At 53.3% G+C, this 18,324-nt stretch carries 18 protein-coding genes; 14 read left to right on the plus strand and 4 right to left on the minus strand.

Annotated elements, in window-relative coordinates:
* Positions 1-115 precede the first annotated feature (115 nt).
* The 8 genes from OR573_06565 to nqrM all read left to right on the plus strand — a co-directional run bounded on the left by OR573_06565 (position 116) and on the right by nqrM (position 8,314).
* Positions 116-1,573 carry a glyceraldehyde-3-phosphate dehydrogenase gene (locus OR573_06565; GenBank protein ID XGA81293.1) on the plus strand — a complete coding sequence of 486 codons (1,458 nt, stop codon included), beginning with the start codon at positions 116-118 and terminating at the stop codon, positions 1,571-1,573.
* Positions 1,574-1,875: 302 nt separating this feature from the next.
* Positions 1,876-3,225, plus strand: a complete 1,350-nt coding sequence (locus tag OR573_06570; protein ID XGA81294.1) for a Na(+)-translocating NADH-quinone reductase subunit A — start codon at positions 1,876-1,878, stop codon at positions 3,223-3,225.
* Positions 3,225-4,451: an NADH:ubiquinone reductase (Na(+)-transporting) subunit B gene (locus OR573_06575; protein ID XGA81295.1), complete on the plus strand. Its 1,227-nt coding sequence runs from the start codon at positions 3,225-3,227 to the stop codon at positions 4,449-4,451. Before OR573_06570 ends, OR573_06575 begins: the two co-directional genes overlap by 1 nt.
* Positions 4,451-5,269: a Na(+)-translocating NADH-quinone reductase subunit C gene (locus OR573_06580; protein ID XGA81296.1), complete on the plus strand. Its 819-nt coding sequence runs from the start codon at positions 4,451-4,453 to the stop codon at positions 5,267-5,269. The genes OR573_06575 and OR573_06580 overlap by 1 nt, the downstream gene beginning before the upstream one ends.
* Before the next feature lie 3 nt (positions 5,270-5,272).
* Positions 5,273-5,941 carry an NADH:ubiquinone reductase (Na(+)-transporting) subunit D gene (locus OR573_06585; GenBank protein XGA81297.1) on the plus strand — a complete coding sequence of 223 codons (669 nt, stop codon included), beginning with the start codon at positions 5,273-5,275 and terminating at the stop codon, positions 5,939-5,941.
* 1 nt (position 5,942) lies between these two features.
* The gene (nqrE, locus tag OR573_06590; GenBank protein XGA81298.1) at positions 5,943-6,560 is read left to right on the plus strand and encodes an NADH:ubiquinone reductase (Na(+)-transporting) subunit E; all 618 of its coding nucleotides are present in this window, start codon (positions 5,943-5,945) and stop codon (positions 6,558-6,560) included.
* 74 nt (positions 6,561-6,634) lie between these two features.
* A complete protein-coding gene (nqrF, locus tag OR573_06595; GenBank protein ID XGA81299.1) occupies positions 6,635-7,867 on the plus strand; it encodes an NADH:ubiquinone reductase (Na(+)-transporting) subunit F in 1,233 nt (410 codons plus the stop codon).
* Between the two features lie 186 nt (positions 7,868-8,053).
* Positions 8,054-8,314 carry a (Na+)-NQR maturation NqrM gene (nqrM, locus tag OR573_06600; GenBank protein ID XGA81300.1) on the plus strand — a complete coding sequence of 87 codons (261 nt, stop codon included), beginning with the start codon at positions 8,054-8,056 and terminating at the stop codon, positions 8,312-8,314.
* An 11-nt stretch (positions 8,315-8,325) separates the two neighbouring features.
* Here the strand turns inward: nqrM and holA are convergent, their stop codons facing one another.
* Genes holA through leuS form a run of 3 tightly spaced genes read right to left on the minus strand, consistent with a single transcriptional unit; the run spans position 8,326 to position 12,466 of the window.
* A complete protein-coding gene (holA, locus tag OR573_06605) occupies positions 8,326-9,384 on the minus strand; it encodes a DNA polymerase III subunit delta (protein XGA81301.1) in 1,059 nt (352 codons plus the stop codon).
* Positions 9,381-9,884, minus strand: coding sequence for a hypothetical protein (locus tag OR573_06610; protein ID XGA81302.1), 504 nt, complete (start codon positions 9,882-9,884; stop codon positions 9,381-9,383). The genes holA and OR573_06610 overlap by 4 nt, the downstream gene beginning before the upstream one ends.
* Positions 9,881-12,466 (minus strand): leucine--tRNA ligase, encoded by a 2,586-nt coding sequence (gene leuS, locus OR573_06615; protein XGA81303.1) that lies wholly within the window; start codon positions 12,464-12,466, stop codon positions 9,881-9,883. Before leuS ends, OR573_06610 begins: the two co-directional genes overlap by 4 nt.
* A 156-nt stretch (positions 12,467-12,622) precedes the next feature.
* On the opposite strand from leuS, the gene OR573_06620 reads away from it, so the two are divergent.
* The 3 genes from OR573_06620 to OR573_06630 all read left to right on the plus strand — a co-directional run bounded on the left by OR573_06620 (position 12,623) and on the right by OR573_06630 (position 14,539).
* Entirely contained in the window at positions 12,623-13,132 is a 510-nt protein-coding gene (locus OR573_06620; protein ID XGA81304.1) for a zinc ribbon-containing protein, read from the plus strand.
* 329 nt (positions 13,133-13,461) lie between these two features.
* Positions 13,462-13,653 (plus strand): hypothetical protein, encoded by a 192-nt coding sequence (locus tag OR573_06625; protein ID XGA81305.1) that lies wholly within the window; start codon positions 13,462-13,464, stop codon positions 13,651-13,653.
* A 10-nt stretch (positions 13,654-13,663) separates the two neighbouring features.
* On the plus strand, positions 13,664-14,539 hold the full coding sequence (locus OR573_06630) for a hypothetical protein (GenBank protein ID XGA81306.1): 876 nt from the start codon (positions 13,664-13,666) through the stop codon (positions 14,537-14,539).
* A gap of 208 nt (positions 14,540-14,747) precedes the next feature.
* Here the strand turns inward: OR573_06630 and OR573_06635 are convergent, their stop codons facing one another.
* Complete coding sequence (locus OR573_06635; protein ID XGA81307.1) at positions 14,748-16,067, minus strand: hypothetical protein; 1,320 nt, start codon at positions 16,065-16,067, stop codon at positions 14,748-14,750.
* 587 nt (positions 16,068-16,654) lie between these two features.
* On the opposite strand from OR573_06635, the gene OR573_06640 reads away from it, so the two are divergent.
* From OR573_06640 to OR573_06650, 3 genes are all read left to right on the plus strand, one after another.
* The gene (locus OR573_06640; GenBank protein ID XGA81308.1) at positions 16,655-17,296 is read left to right on the plus strand and encodes a SatD family protein; all 642 of its coding nucleotides are present in this window, start codon (positions 16,655-16,657) and stop codon (positions 17,294-17,296) included.
* A gap of 48 nt (positions 17,297-17,344) precedes the next feature.
* Entirely contained in the window at positions 17,345-17,692 is a 348-nt protein-coding gene (locus tag OR573_06645; protein XGA81309.1) for a hypothetical protein, read from the plus strand.
* 323 nt (positions 17,693-18,015) lie between these two features.
* Positions 18,016-18,234, plus strand: coding sequence for a hypothetical protein (locus OR573_06650; GenBank protein ID XGA81310.1), 219 nt, complete (start codon positions 18,016-18,018; stop codon positions 18,232-18,234).
* Positions 18,235-18,324: the final 90 nt, after the last annotated feature.

Here is an 18,324-nt window from a genome sequence, read left to right on the forward strand (position 1 = left end):
GCGTTTGTGTAATCTCCTTACACGTAGTGCGACTATCCAGTGATTGCAGCCCTTATTCCAGGTCGGGATAATAGCCACGTCCGTACCCTACTATTTCACTATGAAGAGGTTGCCCGTGAGTCAGCAAACGCTCGATAACATATTCCAGGAATGGCAAAGCAATGAAGCGCTCGCCGAGCAGATGATCCCCCTCGTCGGCCGTCTCTATCGCCAGAATAACGTTGTCGCTACCATGTTCGGGCGTTCGCTGATCAAGCGCTCTGTCATTCGCATCCTGAAAGACCATCGCTTTGTGCGCAAGATTGAAGGCACTGAGCTGTCCGTTCAGGATACCTTTCCGATTGTCAAAGCCATGTGCGACCTTAATCTTGGGCCTGCTCATGTCGATATTGGCAAGCTTGGCGTGATGCTTAAAAAGCAGGGCGGTGGCGACGTTGAGGCCTTCCTGCGCAAAGAGCTGCATGAAATTGTCGATGGCTATCAGCCTGGTGCCAGCATTGGCGAACCTAAAGATGTTGTTCTGTATGGCTTTGGCCGGATTGGCCGCCTACTGGCGCGCATCCTGGTCGAGAAAGCCGGTGGCGGTAACCTGTTGCGCCTGCGTGCTATCGTCGTACGCGGTCGCGGTGACGTCGCCAAGGATCTGGAAAAGCGCGCCAGCCTGCTGCGTCGTGATTCCGTCCATGGCCCGTTTGAGGGTACGATCAGCATAGACGTGGAAGCGCGTACGCTGACAGTGAACGGGAATGTCGTCCAGGTTATCTACGCCGACTCGCCAGACGAGATTGATTACACCCATTACGCTATCGACAATGCCGTGGTTGTCGATAATACCGGTATCTGGCGTGATGAAGCCGGCCTTGGCCAGCACTTGGCATGCAAAGGCGTTTCAAAGGCATTGTTGACGGCGCCCGGCAAAGGCTCAATCAAGAACATTGTTTATGGCATCAATCATGATGCTGTTACGGAAGACGACAAGATCATCTCTGCAGCGTCCTGCACCACCAATGCTATCGTGCCCGTTCTCAAAGCATTGAACGACCAGTACGGCGTGGTCACCGGCCATGTGGAAACCGTGCATGCCTATACCAACGACCAGAACCTTATCGATAACTACCATAAAGGTGATCGTCGTGGCCGCAGCGCAGCGCTGAACATGGTATTGACCGAAACCGGTGCGGCCAAAGCCGTGGCCAAGGCGCTGCCTGAGCTTGAAGGCAAGCTGACGGGTAACGCCATTCGCGTGCCGACGCCTAACGTTTCCATGGCGATTCTCAACCTGACTCTGGAGAAAGACACCGACGCAGAAGCACTGAATGACTACCTACGCGATGTTTCCATCAATTCTTCCTACCAGAAGCAGATTGATTTTGTAGATTCGCCCGAGGTGGTGTCATCTGATTTCGTCGGCAATCGTCATGCCGGTATTGTTGATGCCAAGGCGACCATTGCCAGCGATAATCATGCTGTCGTCTACGTCTGGTATGACAATGAGTTTGGCTACAGCTGTCAGGTCGTGCGTATCCTGCAGCAAATGTCCAACGTCACCTTCCTGAAGCTGCCACATGCGTGATTTCACGCCATGATGAGGTCATTACAACGCCACCTACGGGTGGCGTTGCTGTTTCTGGGGGTTAATCCAGCAAAAGCTATGCCCGTTTCGTCTATGACACTTTTAGTATATAGCACTTTTGGCGAGCGTCAGGGATGTGGTCATTGGACGCGGTTATCTTTATAATGAGGTAGATTTTTGGGGTGGTTTGAGCTTGTTTCAAGCTTCAAGCCGGACTGGTAACAATCTGAGAAACTAATAAGAATTCGAATCCATTCGAACCCCTTATCTTCGTTTATCCGATCCATCAACTGGGCGAGACTATGATCGAAGTCAAGAAAGGCCTGGATCTCCCCATCACGGGAGCGCCCGAGCAACGCATTGAAGATGCCAAGCCCGTGCGTCACGTGGCAATCCTGGGCACTGACTATGTCGGTATGAAGCCGACTATGGAAGTCAAGGAAGGGGATAAGGTCAAACTGGGCCAATTGCTCTTCACCGATAAGAAAATTGCGGGCGTGCGCTTTACAGCGCCTGCAGCAGGTGAAGTCGTTGCCATTAACCGTGGCGAAAAGCGTCGTTTACTGTCTGTAGTGATCAAGGCCGATGAGGCTGAAGAGGCGGTGTCATTTGCTTCTCATGATCGCGCAAACCTTGAAAGCCTTGAACGACAGAGCGTTGTTGACCAACTGGTTGAATCGGGGATGTGGACGGCGTTACGCACGCGCCCGTTTTCCCGTACGCCGGAAGTCGATAGTGCTCCTGCTGACATTTTTGTCACTGCCATCGACACCCATCCTTTGAGCCCTGAGCCTGCTTTGATCATCAATGAGCAGCCCCAGGCGTTTGAGGATGGTCTGAAAGTGTTGGCACGGCTGACCGAAGGTAAGGTTTACCTGTGCAGCGGTCCGGACAGCAGTATTCCTGGCGGCAACATCAACGGTGTTCAGGCGCAGACTTTCTCGGGCCCGCATCCTGCTGGCTTGGTGGGAACACACATCCACCATCTGTCACCAGTTGCACTGCACAAAAAAGTATGGCACATCGGATATCAGGATGTGATTGCGTTTGGCAAGCTGTTCACTGAAGGCAAGATTGATACACAGCGTATTATCGCCATTGGTGGGCCACGCGCCGAGAAGCCGCGTCTTGTGCGTACCCGTATTGGCGCCAGTACTGATGAACTCTTGCAGGGCGAAGTGATCCAACCAGATGATACCCGTGTGATTTCTGGTTCTGTTTTCTCTGGTGCGACGGCAGAGGGCAACGTGAATTTTCTGGGGCGCTTCCATCAGCAGATTAGTCTGTTGGAAGAAGGAAACAAGCGTGCTTTCATGGGCTGGTTATCACCAGGTGCTAACAAGCACTCGGTATTAGGAATTTATATTTCTAAAATCAAGGGGCTCAGCAACTATGCGCCGACGACATCCACCAATGGTTCGGAAAGGGCCATGGTGCCAGTCGGAGCCTATGAGACAATCATGCCGCTAGACGTCATGCCAACTCAGCTGTTGCGTTCACTGATCGTAGGTGACATTGAAGTTGCCATGCAACTGGGGTGTCTGGAGCTGGATGAAGAGGATTTGGCGCTATGTACCTATGTTTGCCCCGGCAAATATGAGTATGGCCCCATCCTGCGTGACAATCTCACCATGATCGAGAAAGAGGCCTGATGATGGGTATTAGACAAACACTCGACAATCTCGAACCCAACTTCCACAAAGGCGGCAAGTTCGAAAAGTTCTACCCCCTTTACGAAGCGGTCGATACAATTTTCTATTCGCCACCCAGCGTGGCAAAGACCACCGCTCACGTGCGTGACGGTATAGACCTCAAGCGCATCATGATCACGGTATGGATGTGTACCTTCCCAGCCATGTTCTTTGGCATGTGGAACGCTGGCTGGCAGGCCAATACCGCGATTGATGCGGGCTATGCCTCCATGGCGGGCTGGCGCGAAGCTATCATGATGACCCTGGCAGGCGGGCATGACCCGAGCAGCCTGTGGGCCAACTTTGTGCTGGGTGCTACTTACTTCCTGCCGATCTACCTGGTCACCTTCGTGGTGGGTGGTTTCTGGGAAGTACTGTTTGCCATCAAGCGTGGCCATGAAGTCAACGAAGGCTTCTTCGTAACTTCTGTACTGTTTGCGCTGATTCTGCCTGCTACTATCCCGCTTTGGCAGGTGGCGCTGGGTATCACCTTTGGTATTGTCATCGGTAAGGAAATCTTCGGCGGTACAGGGAAGAACTTCCTCAACCCCGCTTTGACCGGCCGTGCTTTCTTGTATTTTGCCTATCCTGCACAGATTTCAGGCGACGCTGTCTGGGTCGCGGCAGATGGTTATACCGGTGCCACGGCACTGTCGATGGCTTTCCAGGAAGGCATGTCTGCGCTGTCTTCTACCTTCAGCTGGTGGGATGCCTTCCTGGGCTTCGTTCCCGGCTCAGTGGGTGAAGTGTCAACGCTGGCCATCTTTATTGGTGCAGCGGTTCTGCTCTGGACGCGCATCGCCTCCTGGCGAATCATGCTGGGTGTCTTCCTGGGCATGGTGATCACCAGCACCCTGTTTAACCTGGTCGGCTCAGAAACCAACCCGATGTTTGCCATGCCCTGGTATTGGCATCTGGTGATTGGTGGCTTTGCCTTCGGTATGGTGTTCATGGCCACGGATCCGGTATCCGCTTCCATGACCAATCAGGGGCGTCTGGTGTTTGGTGCGCTGATTGGTGTGATGACCGTCCTGATCCGCGTTGTTAACCCGGCCTTCCCGGAAGGCATCATGTTGGCCATTCTGTTTGCTAACCTGTTTGCACCGCTGATCGATCACTTCTTTGTCCAGGCTAACATCAAGCGTCGTCAGAAGCGTGTTGGTGCACCGGCCGAGGAGATTGCCTGATGGCTCAAGGTAATAATTCGATCAAAAAGATTCTGACTGTTGCATTTGCCCTTTGCGTCGTCTGTTCGATCATTGTATCGACAGCAGCCGTCGCATTGCGTCCGCTGCAGCAGACAAATCAGGAACTTGATCGTAAATCCAACATTCTCAACGTGGCCAAGCTTTCTAACTCAGATACGAGCGTTGAGGAAACCTTCCGCGACAAGATCACTGCGCGCGTGGTGGATCTGCGCACCGGTGAGTACACGGATCAGTTTGATCCGGATACCTTCAACCAGTTTGAAGCAGCGCGTGATCCGGCAACGGGTCGTACACTTTCGGGTGATCAGGACATCGCGGGTCTTTCGCGGGTTGAAAACTTTGCCACCATCTACCTTGTTGGTAATGTCGATGATCCCGACCAGATTGTTCTGCCTATTCGCGGGCAGGGCCTGTGGGGCAGCATGTATGGCTTCCTTTCCGTGGAAGGTGATGGCAATACCATTGTCAGTATCACTTACTATGATCATAGTGAAACACCAGGCCTGGGGGCTGAAGTGAACAACCCTCGCTGGCAAGCGCAATGGGAAGGTAAAAAAATCTACGATGACGAGGGTGACCTTTCGCCGGAAATTCATCTGACCAAGGGCGGTGCGAGCTCCGAGTACGAAGTTGACGCTCTGTCGGGTGCAACCCTGACCAGTAATGGTGTCACCAACATGTTGCAGTTCTGGATGAGCCCTGAAGGTTTTGGTGAATATCTGGCGAAATTCCGTAGTGGAATCACCCAGGAAGAAGCTCAACAAGCCGATGTCGACCTCGAATCGGAAGGAGCCTAAAACATGGCAGACGTTACGCCTAAAAGTGTCCTGACGGCACCTATCTTCAAGAACAACCCCATTGCGTTGCAAATACTGGGGATCTGTTCTGCGCTGGCCGTCACCACAAGCATGAGCGTTTCGTTGGTAATGGCACTGGCCGTTATCTTCGTTACTGCTTTTTCTAGCCTTTTTGTTTCACTGATCCGTAACCACATTCCTTCCTCGATCCGTATTATCGTTCAGATGACGATTATCGCTTCGCTGGTTATCGTGGTCGATCAGATCCTCAAAGCGTACGCCTACGAGATGTCCAAGCAGCTGTCGGTATTTGTTGGCCTGATCATCACTAACTGTATCGTCATGGGTCGTGCAGAAGGTTTTGCCATGTCCAATACGCCTGGCATGTCCTTCCTCGATGGTATCGGTAACGGTATTGGCTACGGCTTTGTTCTTATGGTCGTTGGTTTCTTCCGTGAACTCCTGGGGTCGGGCAGCGTATTTGGCGTCACCATTCTGGAGACTGTCCAGAACGGTGGCTGGTACGTGCCTAACGGCATGATGCTGTTGCCGCCATCAGCCTTCTTTATTATCGGGCTGTTGATCTGGGTGCTGCGCGCAGTCAACCCGGAACAGGTGGAATCCAATGAGTTCAAGATGAAAGAAAATACCCAGCCGAAGGAGGCCGTGTAACATGGAACATTATCTGAGCCTTTTTGTTGCCTCGGTATTCGTTGAGAACCTTGCGCTGGCATTCTTCCTCGGCATGTGTACTTTCCTGGCCGTTTCCAAAAAGGTGTCATCAGCCTTTGGTCTGGGCATTGCGGTCATCGTAGTACTGACGATTTCTGTTCCGGTTAATAACCTTGTCTTCGGCTTTTTGCTGGCAGAAGGTGCGCTATCCTGGACGGGAATCAGCGGTGCTGAAAACATTGATCTGTCCTTCCTGGGTCTGTTGAGCTATATCGGTGTTATTGCCGCTCTGGTTCAGATCCTGGAAATGTTTCTGGATAAATACGTACCGGCGCTCTATAACGCTCTCGGCGTCTTCCTGCCGTTGATTACGGTTAACTGTGCGATTCTCGGCGGCGTTCTGTTCATGGTGGAACGTAACTATAATTTCGGTGAATCCGTCATTTATGGTTTTGGTTCTGGTGTTGGCTGGGCGCTGGCGATTACCGCACTGGCAGGTATTCGTGAAAAGCTGAAGTACAGCGATGTGCCTGCAGGCTTGCAGGGCCTGGGTATCACCTTTATCACTGTGGGCCTGATGTCACTGGGCTTTATGTCTTTCTCCGGCATTCAGCTTTGATGAGAGATGGTTTTTCCGGCGGCGCCTCAAGGCGCTGCCGGTTCACTGAAAACCCTCAGCAATAGGAAACCGACATGGTTGATACAACTGTCATCTTGCTCGGTGTCGTCATGTTTACCATCATCGTCATCAGTTTGACGGCGATTATTCTGGCGGCCCGCAGTAAACTAGTAAGTAGCGGGGATGTAACCATTGAAGTGAATGGTGATCCTGAACATACCCTGTCTACCCAGGCCGGTGGCAAGCTTCTGAACACGCTGGCAGCCAACGGCATCTTCCTTTCTTCCGCCTGTGGCGGCGGCGGCTCCTGTGCGCAGTGTAAGTGTCGTGTAGAAGAAGGCGGCGGCTCTATTTTACCGACCGAGGAATCTCACTTCACCATGCGTGAGAAAAAGGAGGGCTGGCGCCTTTCCTGTCAGGTGCCTGTCAAGCAGGACATGAAAGTCGAAGTGCCGGAAGAAGTCTTTGGCGTCAAGAAGTGGGAAACCGAAGTCACCGCCAATCCCAACGTGGCGACCTTTATCAAGGAACTGAACCTGAAGCTGCCGGAAGGCGAGGAAGTTGCCTTCCGTGCCGGTGGTTATGTTCAGCTGGTCGCGCCGCCTTATGATATTAAATTCTCCGATTTCGACATCGAAGAAGAATATCGTGGCGACTGGGAAAAGTTTGGTCTGTTCGACATTTCCCACAAGAATGACGAAGAAATCATTCGTGCCTACTCGATGGCCAACTATCCGGATGAGAAAGGGCTGCTCAAGTTCAATATCCGGATCGCGACGCCGCCTCCTGGCACTAATCATCCGCCTGGCCTGATGTCTACCTATGTGTTCAGCCTGAAGCCGGGCGACAAGGTAACTGTCATGGGGCCCTTTGGTGAGTTCTTCGCCAGAGACACTGATGCCGAAATGGTGTTTATCGGTGGTGGTGCGGGTATGGCACCGATGCGTAGCCATATCTTTGACCAGCTCAAGCGTCTGAAATCAAGCCGCAAGATTTCGTTCTGGTACGGTGCGCGCTCCTGGCGTGAGACCTTCTATAATGAAGAGTATGACAAGCTGGCCGAAGAGTTCCCTAACTTTGAGTGGCATCTGGCGCTGTCCGACCCCCAGCCGGAAGATAACTGGGAAGGGCCGACCGGCTTCATCCACAACGTTCTGTACGAAAACTATCTGAAGGATCACCCGGCGCCTGAAGACTGTGAATACTACATGTGTGGGCCGCCGATGATGAACGCCTCCTGCATCAAGCTTCTGCTTGATCTGGGCGTGGAGCCTGAAAATATTCTGCTGGATGACTTTGGCGGATAATTTCTACTCTTACCGGTACAGCGGGGCTAGCCAATCGGCTGGCCCCGTTTTTGTATGGGGCCATGATTGGTCGAAAAGGGCACTATCAGCGTATAATACTGTCAATTAGGATAGGAGAAACGTGGAGCCACTGTTTGTTGTTGTATTGGCCCCACGCATACTCACTGTTAAACGAGGTGTTCAATAATGGCAATCTGGTTACTGGTATTTGGTTTCATGCTGCTGGTAATGGGCGCTATGGCAGTCGGTGTCATTCTGGGCCGCAAGCCTATCGCAGGCTCATGTGGTGGACTGAACCAGATCGGGATGAAAAACGGCTGTGATATCTGCGGCGGCAAGGATGAAGTGTGCGAAGAGGAAAATCGCAAACGCCGTGGCGTTTCTGTACGTCGCACCAGCGATGAAAGCCGCGGTGCTGACCTTGGCTACGATGCAACGCGCCGTTGATTGGTAGAGAACTAATGCAGCCGATAGGTCCAGGCAGATTCTGCCAGCAGGCCGCGGCCACCGGCCAGGGTGAAGGCAAGATCATGCAATCCTGGCCAAAGCGGCACAGGTGATGCGCCTTTAACAGCCAGATCCAGGCGCTGGGCCATCAGCAGCAGTTTGTGCAGGCGCTTCATGGGTAAGCGTTGAATGGCCTGTTGGTAGGCAGGGCGACGTTTATCAAAAATCATCGGCTTCTGTGCCTTGCAAGCATGTTCAAAGCTCTGCCCTTGATCAATGTGTTGATGAATGGATAGCAGGGTGCGTAGTTCGCGGCTCAGTGCCCAAAGCACAATTGGCGCCTCAATCCCCTCGCTTCGCAAGCCGTGGACGATGCGTGAAACTCTGGACGGTTCACCTTTCAGGCAGGCATCAGCTAGATTAAAGACATCAAAACGTGAATTGTCTTCCACGCCCTGGGCAATAGTGTCGGCACTGATACGCGCGTTAGCGGGGAGCATCAGAGCCAGCTTTTGCAGTTCCTGGTCAGCCGCCAGCAGGTTGCCTTCGGTACGTTCGCCCAACAGTCGGGCTGCGTCCATATCCAGCTGTAAACCGTGCAAACCAGCGCGGTCGCGCAGCCAATAGCCCAGGCGCGAGGCATCGACCGGCCAGACGGGCACAAACAGACCGTGTTTATCCAGCGCCTTGAACCAGGCGCTTTTTTGTTGTTTGGCATCCAGTTTGCCCATGCTGAGTAGCAGGATATCGTCGCTGCCGTCCATCTGTTCAGCATAGTGAACCAGCATCTTGCTACCTTCCTGCCCCAGCTTCTGGTTGCCCAGGCGCACATCAATCAGCTTGCGCGAGGCAAACAGGGATAGGTTGCCAGCAATATCCAGCAAACGGCCCCAGGCAAAGTTGGGTTCAACGTCAATCACTTCCCTCTCTTCAACGCCGGCTTGCCGGGCAGCGGCGCGTACCGCATCGCAGGCATCACGGTGCTGAAGAGGCTCATCCCCGGCAACAATCACGACCTTGGGAAGGCGCTTTTCAAGGGCGGCTGGTAACTTGTCAGCAAATACCTTCACTCGAACGTCTCCAAAGCACTGATGCGTTCCACGACACGCTGTGCCAGGCGCTTGGATAGCGTTAAACGCGTTTCCTCGATCAGGCTTTCACGGTTTAACAGATCATCATCATTAAGGCGCTGGCGGCTGATAACGCTGAGGGTCTGGTTGTTCAGTGCAAAGCCACCGCTTGATCGCTCCTGCACGGATACCTGGATTTCCAGGCTAAATTCATGCTCTTGGCTGCCGGAATCTTCCCCGCCCAGGCGCCGCTGTTCAAGCGTCGGCGATGAGAGGGTCAGCCGCCAGGGCGCCTCTTCGTCAATACCATTGCCAAGGTTGTTGAGCTCCACGGTCAGGTTGCGCGCCACCAGGCTACGCGTATCGCCTTCCAATGCCATCGGTGGAATATGGCGCTGTCGCTGAGTGCCTCGCAGCTGAAAGCCACAGCCGCCCAACACGGCAGCCGAAGCTGCCATGCCTGTCATCAGGGTAAGGCGCAGAAAATGACGGCGCTTCATCCACTCACCACAATATTGACCAGTTTGCCGGGCACAACGATGACTTTACGCACCGTCTTGCCGTCGATATGCCGCTGGACATTGTCATCGGCCATGGCCAGCGCTTCCACTGTGGCCTTGTCAGCATCAGCATCGGCTTCAAGCCGGGCGCGCAGCTTGCCGTTGACCTGTACCACCAGCTCAATGGTGTCACGGGTCAGGGCCTGTTCGTCCACCTGCGGCCAGCGAGCGTCAATCACAGGCTCGGCGTGACCCAGTTGCTCCCAGAGGATATGGCTGACGTGGGGAACAATAGGTGCTAGCAGCAGAACGCTGGCTTCCACAGCCTCCCGGGCCACGGCCAAGCCTTGTGGGCTAGTATCTTCGAACTTGGCTAGGGTGTTGGAAAGCTCCATCACAGCGGCAATGGCCGTATTGAAGGTGATACGGCGGCCGATGTCATCGCTGGCTTTCTTGATGGTTTCATGGGTCTTGCGCCGCATGGCCTTCTGATCATCGTTCAGGCTGGCAGTCTCCAGGGCAGGCGGCTGGCCAGCCCCCAGATGTTCCTGCACCTGACGCCACAGGCGCTTGATAAAGCGGTGCGCGCCTTCTACGCCAGATTCCGACCATTCCAGCGACTGCTCCGGCGGAGCAGCAAACATCATGAACAGGCGCACGGTGTCAGCGCCAAACTTGTCTATCATCGATTGCGGGTCAACGCCGTTGTTCTTGGACTTGGACATCTTCTCGATGCCACCCATCTCGACCGGCTGACCATCGCTGACCAGTATGGCGCTGATCGGGCGGCCCTTGTCATCGCGCTTGACCTCGACATCCGCCGGGTTGAACCATTGCTTACCGCCGTTGGAGGTCGTGCGGTAGTAGGTTTCAGCAATCACCATGCCCTGGGTGAGCAGGCGCTGGAAGGGCTCGCTGGCCTCGACCAGCCCGAAATCACGCATCAGCTTGGTGAAAAAGCGCGCATACAGCAGGTGGAGAATGGCGTGTTCGATGCCGCCCACATACAGGTCGACCGGCAACCAGTAGTTGACCCTGTCGTCGAGCATGGCTTCATGGTTATCCGCACAGCAGAAGCGCGCAAAATACCAAGAAGATTCCATAAAGGTGTCAAAGGTATCGGTTTCGCGCAGCCAGCCATCGCCCAGTTCGGAGAACTCTGGCATTTTCTTCAACGGCGAGCCGGAGGCATCGACGGTGACTTCCATCGGCAGCTCGACCGGTAATTCCTCGTCGGTGAGCGGCACGGTTTCACCGGCGGGGCCGTACTTCACCGGAATCGGCGCACCCCAGTAGCGCTGGCGGGCAACGCCCCAGTCGCGCAGGCGATAGTTGGTCTTGACTTCACCACGGCCCATTTCAGCCAGTTTGGTGGCAATGGCCTCAAAGGCGGCTGCGAAAGCCAGGCCATCAAGCTCGCCCGAGTTAATCAGCGTACCGTAGTCGGTGTAGGCTCCTTCAGAAAGGTCAGGGGTGCTGCCATCTTCAGCGGCAATCACCGGGAGAATCTCGATGCCGTACTTGGTGGCAAACTCCCAATCGCGCTGATCATGAGCTGGCACGGCCATAACGGCGCCAGTGCCGAATTCCATCAGCACGAAGTTGGCCACATAGATGGGTACTTGCTTGCCATTAAGCGGATGAATGGCGATATGTCCGGTGGGCAGGCCTTTTTTCTCACGCTTGGCCATTTCGGCTTCAGAGGTACCGCCCTTGGCACACTCCTCACGGAAGTTGGCAATCTCAGCGCTGGTTTCAGCCGCCTGCTTGGCCAGCGGGTGGTCGGCGGCTACCGCCATGTAGCTGACCCCCATCAGAGTATCCGGGCGGGTGGTGTAGACCGACAGCGGCTCAGCGAGCTGACCCTCTGCGGTTTCAATATCAAAACTCAGTTCGACGCCACGGGATTTGCCAATCCAGTTGCGCTGCATGGTTTTGACCTGTTCCGGCCAGTCGATATGATCCAGATCCGCCAGCAGTTCATCAGCGTAATCGGTAATTTTCAAAAACCACAGGGGGATTTCCTTACGTTCGACAAGAGCGCCGGAGCGCCAGCCACGGCCTTCAATCACCTGTTCATTGGCCAGTACGGTCTGGTCGACCGGGTCCCAGTTGACCGTCGACATCTTCTTGTATACCAGCCCTTTATCCACCAGCTTGGTGAAGAACCACTGTTCCCAGCGGTAATAGCTGGTATCACAGGTGGCAAATTCGCGACCCCAGTCATAGGCGAACCCCAGCGCTTTCAGCTGGTTGCGCATATAATCGATATTCTGGTAGGTCCACTTGGCGGGCGGCACCTGGTTCTGGATCGCCGCATTTTCGGCGGGCATGCCAAATGCATCCCACCCCATCGGCTGCATGACGTTCTTGCCCTGCATACGCTGGAAGCGCGAAACCACATCGCCGATGGTGTAGTTACGCACATGGCCCATATGCAGTTTGCCGCTGGGGTAGGGGAACATCGAGAGGCAGTAGAACTTCTCTTTTGAAGCATCCTCTACGGCTTTGAAGCACTGGTTCTTGTCCCAATACTGCTGTACCTGGTGTTCGAGTTCACGTGGGCTGTAATGTGCGTCCATCGGTTTGTTCAATGCCTTGGCGTGGGCGCCCGTAAAAAAATCGGGCAGGGTGAATGATGAAAATCCAATGTATGTTGTCGCATCTGATTGTATCCTATGCGAGAGGAACCTTGAACGGTAACCCAACATCCGCGCAACGTGAGTAAGGAGAGGTTTATGCAACAGCAACAAGACAAACGCCTGCGCGAAGGCTATGAACGCCTGCTGGAGCGGCTGCAGGAAGGCGCCAATGAACTGACCTGGGATGCACTGCAGAAGGACCTTGATGACGCGGTTGAATTTGAAAGTGAGCTGGAAGAGTTCACCAAGGATGAACTGGCCCTGCTGCGCGCCTGGGTAGAGCGCGACCTGAAAGACATGCGCTTCTTCCTGGCGGATACCGGCAAGCAGGTCGCCCAGTGGCTGGATATTGATATCGATGCGCTATCGCGCCGGGTGGCGGAATCGCTGCTCTCGATTGCTGACCGCAGTGTGGTCGAGCGCGAACGCTTTGAAGATGATCTGGAAGCGGCCCGTGCCGACTACTGCGCAGGCGAGATGGCCGCCCCTGGCAAGATGGCCTGCGTACACTGTGACGCCGTTGTCACTCTGGAGGAAGTCGCCCGCCTTGAACCTTGCCACCAGTGCGGCCACCGTTACTTCTACCGCCTGTCTCAAGCGTCCTAGACCTTTAACCAAGCGCCTAACAGGCTAATCATGACCACCACGCCGCTGCTCAGCGCAGCGGCATAGATCAGGTTGTTCTTCATCATAAATCGAGTGCACCCAGAGCAGGGTGGCCAGTGGCAAAAAGCTGAGCAAAGCCTGAGGGGTGCCAAAGTCGTCTAACAGCGATTAGCATCTCCGGCTAAGGGCAGGCTTAGGTTTCGTCCATGTTGGTAGAATGCTTTGCACAGCTTGATAATGTCACTTAATATAGAATCATATAATCTAAATCGATACGGCTTATCCAAAAGAATTAATAAATTAAATCAATGATTTAATTGGTGAAAAAAATGGTTTCTTACATCAGTGTAAGCCAGAAAAATGGTTTCGCGCTTCGCCTGCAAGAAAAAGAGCGCATCCGTTTCAAAGAGTATGCCGAGATGAAGGTGTCGGCTGAAGAAGTGGAGCGTGCCTCTCAGTTTTCTGGTGCAAGGGAACGCGCCCGCATTATTCGCGGAGCCCCCGTGCCTGCCCCTTTATAAGCGAGAATGAATGACAGATAGTCTTTCGATCAAGCCGATACTGCGGCTTATCGCTGAGCTGCCTCTGGAACACCAAGAGCGCCTGGTACTCCTCGGAGGCCAGGCGATTGCGTTTTGGGGTGCCTATTTTTTTGAAGATCGTTTGGAAACGCCGGAAGCGGCAGCACTGACTTCCTCTGATTTAGACATTGCTGCTGGCAGTAAAGAGGGAGTGCGGGTGTTGGCCAGGGCGTGGGAAGCGTCAGCTACATTCCCTGGCCCTGATGACCAAACGCCCAATATGGCTGTTATTGAATTGCAACGCCCCGAGCTACGTGAAGGGGGAGGGCATTTCACGGTCGATGTGATGAACAGTGTTTATGGCAATGTTGACGCTAGTGATCTAACCGCTTGGTCCGAATTGGTAGAGTGGACGCTGGATGAAGAGGCACATAGCGTTGTGCGGTTTCGTGTGGTGTCTCCGCAAATGCTTCTATGGACACGCATCGCTAATTTGCAATATCGATACATGAGCGAGTCAGCCACGCAACGTGAGCTCGTGAGAACTAAAGTGCTTTGTGAAATTGTAAGGGAACATCTTGATAACTTTGCACAAGATATTCTTCTGGAACCGGCATTGCGACGGCCGGCACTGAAACATGCGGCTTTCGTATATCGGGACATTGCGAAAAGGAGGGAAACCAGGGTTGTATTGGCTAATCATCCTGAATTGATTGAGCCGTTTATGGGTACCATTCCTGATTCTCCCTTCTGGCCCGATAAACTTCCTGACGCTGCTACCAGGTGGCAGCGCTGGTTAAGTCGACGTGTTGAAACGCTGCGTGCTCATCGTAAAAATCGTGCAGCCATCAAAGCGGCTAAACAGGCTTCTTCGAACGATGCATAAGTGACTTTATTCCCGCACTTTTATCTGCATGCTACTGACACACCCACTCTTTCTTATCTCCTGGGTTATCTGGGTGATCAGCTAGGGGGTATCGGTCTTGGCTTTTCAGCCAATGGGCTGTTTACACCACAAATGCTTTTCCTATTATGTGCGAGGTGGCGCCTTGCATCAGCAGCCACCGCTATTTCTATCGCCTGTCGCAAGCGTCCTAGACCTTTAACCAGGCGCCTAACAGGCTAATCATGACCACCACGCCGCTGCTCAGCGCAGCGGCATAGATCAGGTTGTTCTTCATCATATGGTAGCCACTCACCCCATAGCGGCCCTGCAATGACAGGTTGATGCCTGACAGCGGGCCAACGCTGGTGCCCACCGCCCAGGCAGACAGAGCCACAAAGGCAAAAAGAGTCTGCTCAGCGCCTTCAAGGGGCAGCATTGAGGCCAGCACCGAGACGCCGATAATCGGATGCAAACCTAGCAGAGCGCTCAGGGAAATGGTCGCAAAGCTGATCAAGGCCTGAGGGATGCCGAACTCGGCAAACAGCGACCAGCTATCGCCGGTGGCGGCCTCCAGCAGCGTTGACAGCCCCAGGGTCAATAAACCCGCGGCCAGAAATAGCGAAATCTCTCCGCGCATGGCTGGCAAGCGGTTAAGGGTATGCTGGGTGGCCCGCCGACGAGTCCATTTCAGGCCTTCTGGCAGGTTGCTGGCGATAGCCACCAGTGGCAGCAGAAAGGTAATAATGCTGACAATGGAAAGCGCTGGCGTCAGCACAAAATGAAACAGCATCACCAAGGCAGCCATGCCAACCGGCATCAGCAGGCTGCGCGGTGAAAGCGAAAAGCCGTCGGTATCGCTCAGGTCAAAGCGCTGGCGCAGCTCCAGCGCCGTGAACAGCCCGGCCAGCATGGCCAGTGGAAAGCCTACCACCGCCACGGTCAGGTAGTTCATTTCCGGCACCAAGGCCATCACCACCCCCATGGAAGCAAAAAACGGTGACCACAGCGCCGCGCTGGAAAGCCCCCGGTTCAGAGCCAGAAACTGTGGCGTACTCAGCGGCTTATGGCGGGCCAGGCGGTCTCCGACCATGAAGACCGTTGAAAGGTTGAGAATCGTGCCGAGAAAATGCACCCCCAACCAGGTACGTAAAATCCCGCCTGCACCCGTCACTGATTGCCCCGGCACGCCCTTGCGGCCCTGCTGTTTACCAATCAGTGAAATAAAGCTCACCCCTACCAGCATAGCGACCACAAAGGTGTTGCCGGTTAGCATGCCAGGCCAATCAATGGCCGCACCATACACAAAGCGCGCCATCAGCAGCATACCCAGGCCAACGGCTATCAAGGCCGCTGCCTGTAGGCGTGAACGACGTGGAATGTCCCGCCACAGCAGCACCACCCCAAGCCATAGCAAATAACTCACTGCCAGCACGGTGGAAACCCAGCCGGTAAAGCCGACTATCTGTAACAGCAGTGCCAAAGCGATCAATACCCCCGCTAACCGCTGCCTGATGGTTGTCTCTTGCATCTTATTCCCTTGGGGAGTGAGGAGGGCAGGCTAATCGGGATTGTACTGATTTACCAGCCACCTGGTACAAGCTACTGGGTATTTACGTGACACAATAAAAGAACAGCGCGCTTTGCAAGGCTAACGTGAGGTAGGTAAAGTAAAAACACATAGATAAGTAAGTGCTCAATCAGCATGGGTGAAAATGGCCTGATTTTCATTTCCTGCTGGTGTGTCTTGGCGGTAGCGTGGCTGAGAAAGCTAGTTAGCGACGATATTAGCAGGTTGAAATTTTCCATACGATTGCCCTGATACTCCTCGCTTGCTTAGTTTTGTGCCGCAAGGAAGCCGTTGAATCGCTTAGAAAAAGTTGGAAATGAGCAAAAGTTGCAAGTAGGTCTATCCTTTCTTACGGGGAAAGGTGCTTTAAGCTTCCTGTATTCCCTGCACGACTGGATCGCCAACTACATCGATTCGGACATGGCCTGCCAGGCAACATGCTGATGGAGATAAGTCATGGCCAGAAATATGCATGAATATACTCATATATTGTAATTATGAACAAAATAACTCATAGTTGAGATTAATGTATATTAAGGTTCATAGTAATGCTGGCTACCGTTGTACTGTGCGATATCAGGGATTCTCGCAAGATCTCAGATCGACAAGCGTTTGCCGCTCAGGTATCCCACTGTCTGGACGCGCTTAATGAGCAGCCAGATGATCTGATTGCAAAATTTGCCGTACAGGCCGGTATTGATGAATTTGCCGGTATTGTGACCACTCCAGCCAGTGGTCGAATCATGCAAAAACTCTGGTTTGGACTTTATCCTCAAGCAGTCAGATGCTCGGTGGTGGTTGGCGATCTGGATGTTCAGGCCATCGCCAATGATTCCGATCAGCCGCCTGCCGTGTATCACTTTGATGGTCCAGCTTTTCATCAGGCCGCAGATCAACTGGTCGTAATGCAACAGTCGGAGCAACTGTTTCGTTATCACCACGCTAATCTGGAGACCTGGCAAAGCGAGCTGATAAGCGCACTGGGTGATCAGCTGTATGCGCAGATGCTGGGCTGGACACACCGCCAGCACGAGATCGTCCGCGAGTATATGCAGCGTGACTCACAATCTGCAACGGCCAGGCATCTCGGCATCGATCAGTCGGCCATCAGTCACAGCCTGTCTGCCATGGACTACTCACGCTTCAGAAGAAATCTTGGCCTTTGGCAGGCATGTTTCGATGAAATATAGCTGCGTTTTCCTCAACTCAATAGCAACCAATAAAAGCTTGGATCAAGTATGGAAATTCTAGTTTGGCTGATCGCCTACACACTCACTGCTTCATTAAGCGGGGTGTTCGTAAGAAAATGTTTTAGCATGGCTAAAGTACCCGATGTCAACGATGAAAGAGAGAGTGTTGGTGGAGTGATCGGCAAACTTGAAAACGTACTGGTTCTCACGATCGTGATGGTCGAAGCCTATACCGCTCTTGCATTGATTTTTGCCGCCAAGAACATTGTACGAATCGATAAAAATGACGAAAAGTCAATCAACTATTACATTCTCGGCACTCTGGCCAATTTTACATGGTCACTTGTCATGGCCATGTTGGCCAAGTTCGTTATTATCTATCTGAGCCCCTCATAGCCGATCAATGCGATCACGCAAAGCGACTGAACTGTCTTTACCAGGCAGCGAAAGCTCACCTCTACCAGCAACCACAAAGATATTGCCAGTTAGCAGGCTAATATTGTCTGCGATGCTTTACCAGCCGACAAGTGCCAGCATCTCGTCAGTGAAGTGAATTGATAAAACTCTGAATTCAATAAGCCGTGTCAGACGAATCCTCGGTAAACGCTTTTGCGTTGAGGAAAAAGGTGCCCATAAAACTGGTTATCTGCTAAATTAGTGCATGTAGATAAACAGTGTCTACACGTACTCATATCAACGATAGCGACAGGAGATGATTTATGGCTGAGTGGCGTAAAGTAGCGAAAGGCTTTGCCTTGGGTGACGGGCACGTTAGCACTAAAGAAGTGGACTTGTTGCGCGAGCTGATTCTGAAGGACGATCATGTAAGCCAGAGCGAACTGAATTTTCTGAAAGAAATCAAAGCTGAAGCGAAAACGTCAGTCCAGGTGCTGGACGAGTTGATCGCTGAATGTGAAGAAATGGTCAACGGCAAATAAAAGTCGTTAGTAACCAAGGCGCGGCTGAGCATGCTTGCGTGCTGCGCCTATCGATATTGCTCCAAATGGCGTCATCGCCAGTAATACGCA

It is taken from the genome of Halomonas sp. CH40, from assembly GCA_041875495.1.
In the GTDB taxonomy this organism is placed as follows: domain Bacteria; phylum Pseudomonadota; class Gammaproteobacteria; order Pseudomonadales; family Halomonadaceae; genus Vreelandella.

What these genes read in the sequence shown, in the direction of transcription:
- OR573_06570 (XGA81294.1), top strand. Translation starts at nt 1,876, where the DNA reads ATGATCGAAGTCAAGAAAGGCCTGGATCTCCCCATCACGGGAGCGCCC.
- OR573_06575 (XGA81295.1), top strand. Translation starts at nt 3,225, where the DNA reads ATGATGGGTATTAGACAAACACTCGACAATCTCGAACCCAACTTCCAC.
- OR573_06580 (XGA81296.1), top strand. Translation starts at nt 4,451, where the DNA reads ATGGCTCAAGGTAATAATTCGATCAAAAAGATTCTGACTGTTGCATTT.
- OR573_06585 (XGA81297.1), top strand. Translation starts at nt 5,273, where the DNA reads ATGGCAGACGTTACGCCTAAAAGTGTCCTGACGGCACCTATCTTCAAG.
- nqrE (XGA81298.1), top strand. Translation starts at nt 5,943, where the DNA reads ATGGAACATTATCTGAGCCTTTTTGTTGCCTCGGTATTCGTTGAGAAC.
- nqrF (XGA81299.1), top strand. Translation starts at nt 6,635, where the DNA reads ATGGTTGATACAACTGTCATCTTGCTCGGTGTCGTCATGTTTACCATC.
- nqrM (XGA81300.1), top strand. Translation starts at nt 8,054, where the DNA reads ATGGCAATCTGGTTACTGGTATTTGGTTTCATGCTGCTGGTAATGGGC.
- OR573_06610 (XGA81302.1), bottom strand. Translation starts at nt 9,884, where the DNA reads ATGAAGCGCCGTCATTTTCTGCGCCTTACCCTGATGACAGGCATGGCA.
- leuS (XGA81303.1), bottom strand. Translation starts at nt 12,466, where the DNA reads ATGGACGCACATTACAGCCCACGTGAACTCGAACACCAGGTACAGCAG.
- OR573_06620 (XGA81304.1), top strand. Translation starts at nt 12,623, where the DNA reads ATGCAACAGCAACAAGACAAACGCCTGCGCGAAGGCTATGAACGCCTG.
- OR573_06625 (XGA81305.1), top strand. Translation starts at nt 13,462, where the DNA reads ATGGTTTCTTACATCAGTGTAAGCCAGAAAAATGGTTTCGCGCTTCGC.
- OR573_06630 (XGA81306.1), top strand. Translation starts at nt 13,664, where the DNA reads ATGACAGATAGTCTTTCGATCAAGCCGATACTGCGGCTTATCGCTGAG.
- OR573_06635 (XGA81307.1), bottom strand. Translation starts at nt 16,067, where the DNA reads ATGCAAGAGACAACCATCAGGCAGCGGTTAGCGGGGGTATTGATCGCT.
- OR573_06640 (XGA81308.1), top strand. Translation starts at nt 16,655, where the DNA reads ATGCTGGCTACCGTTGTACTGTGCGATATCAGGGATTCTCGCAAGATC.
- OR573_06645 (XGA81309.1), top strand. Translation starts at nt 17,345, where the DNA reads ATGGAAATTCTAGTTTGGCTGATCGCCTACACACTCACTGCTTCATTA.
- OR573_06650 (XGA81310.1), top strand. Translation starts at nt 18,016, where the DNA reads ATGGCTGAGTGGCGTAAAGTAGCGAAAGGCTTTGCCTTGGGTGACGGG.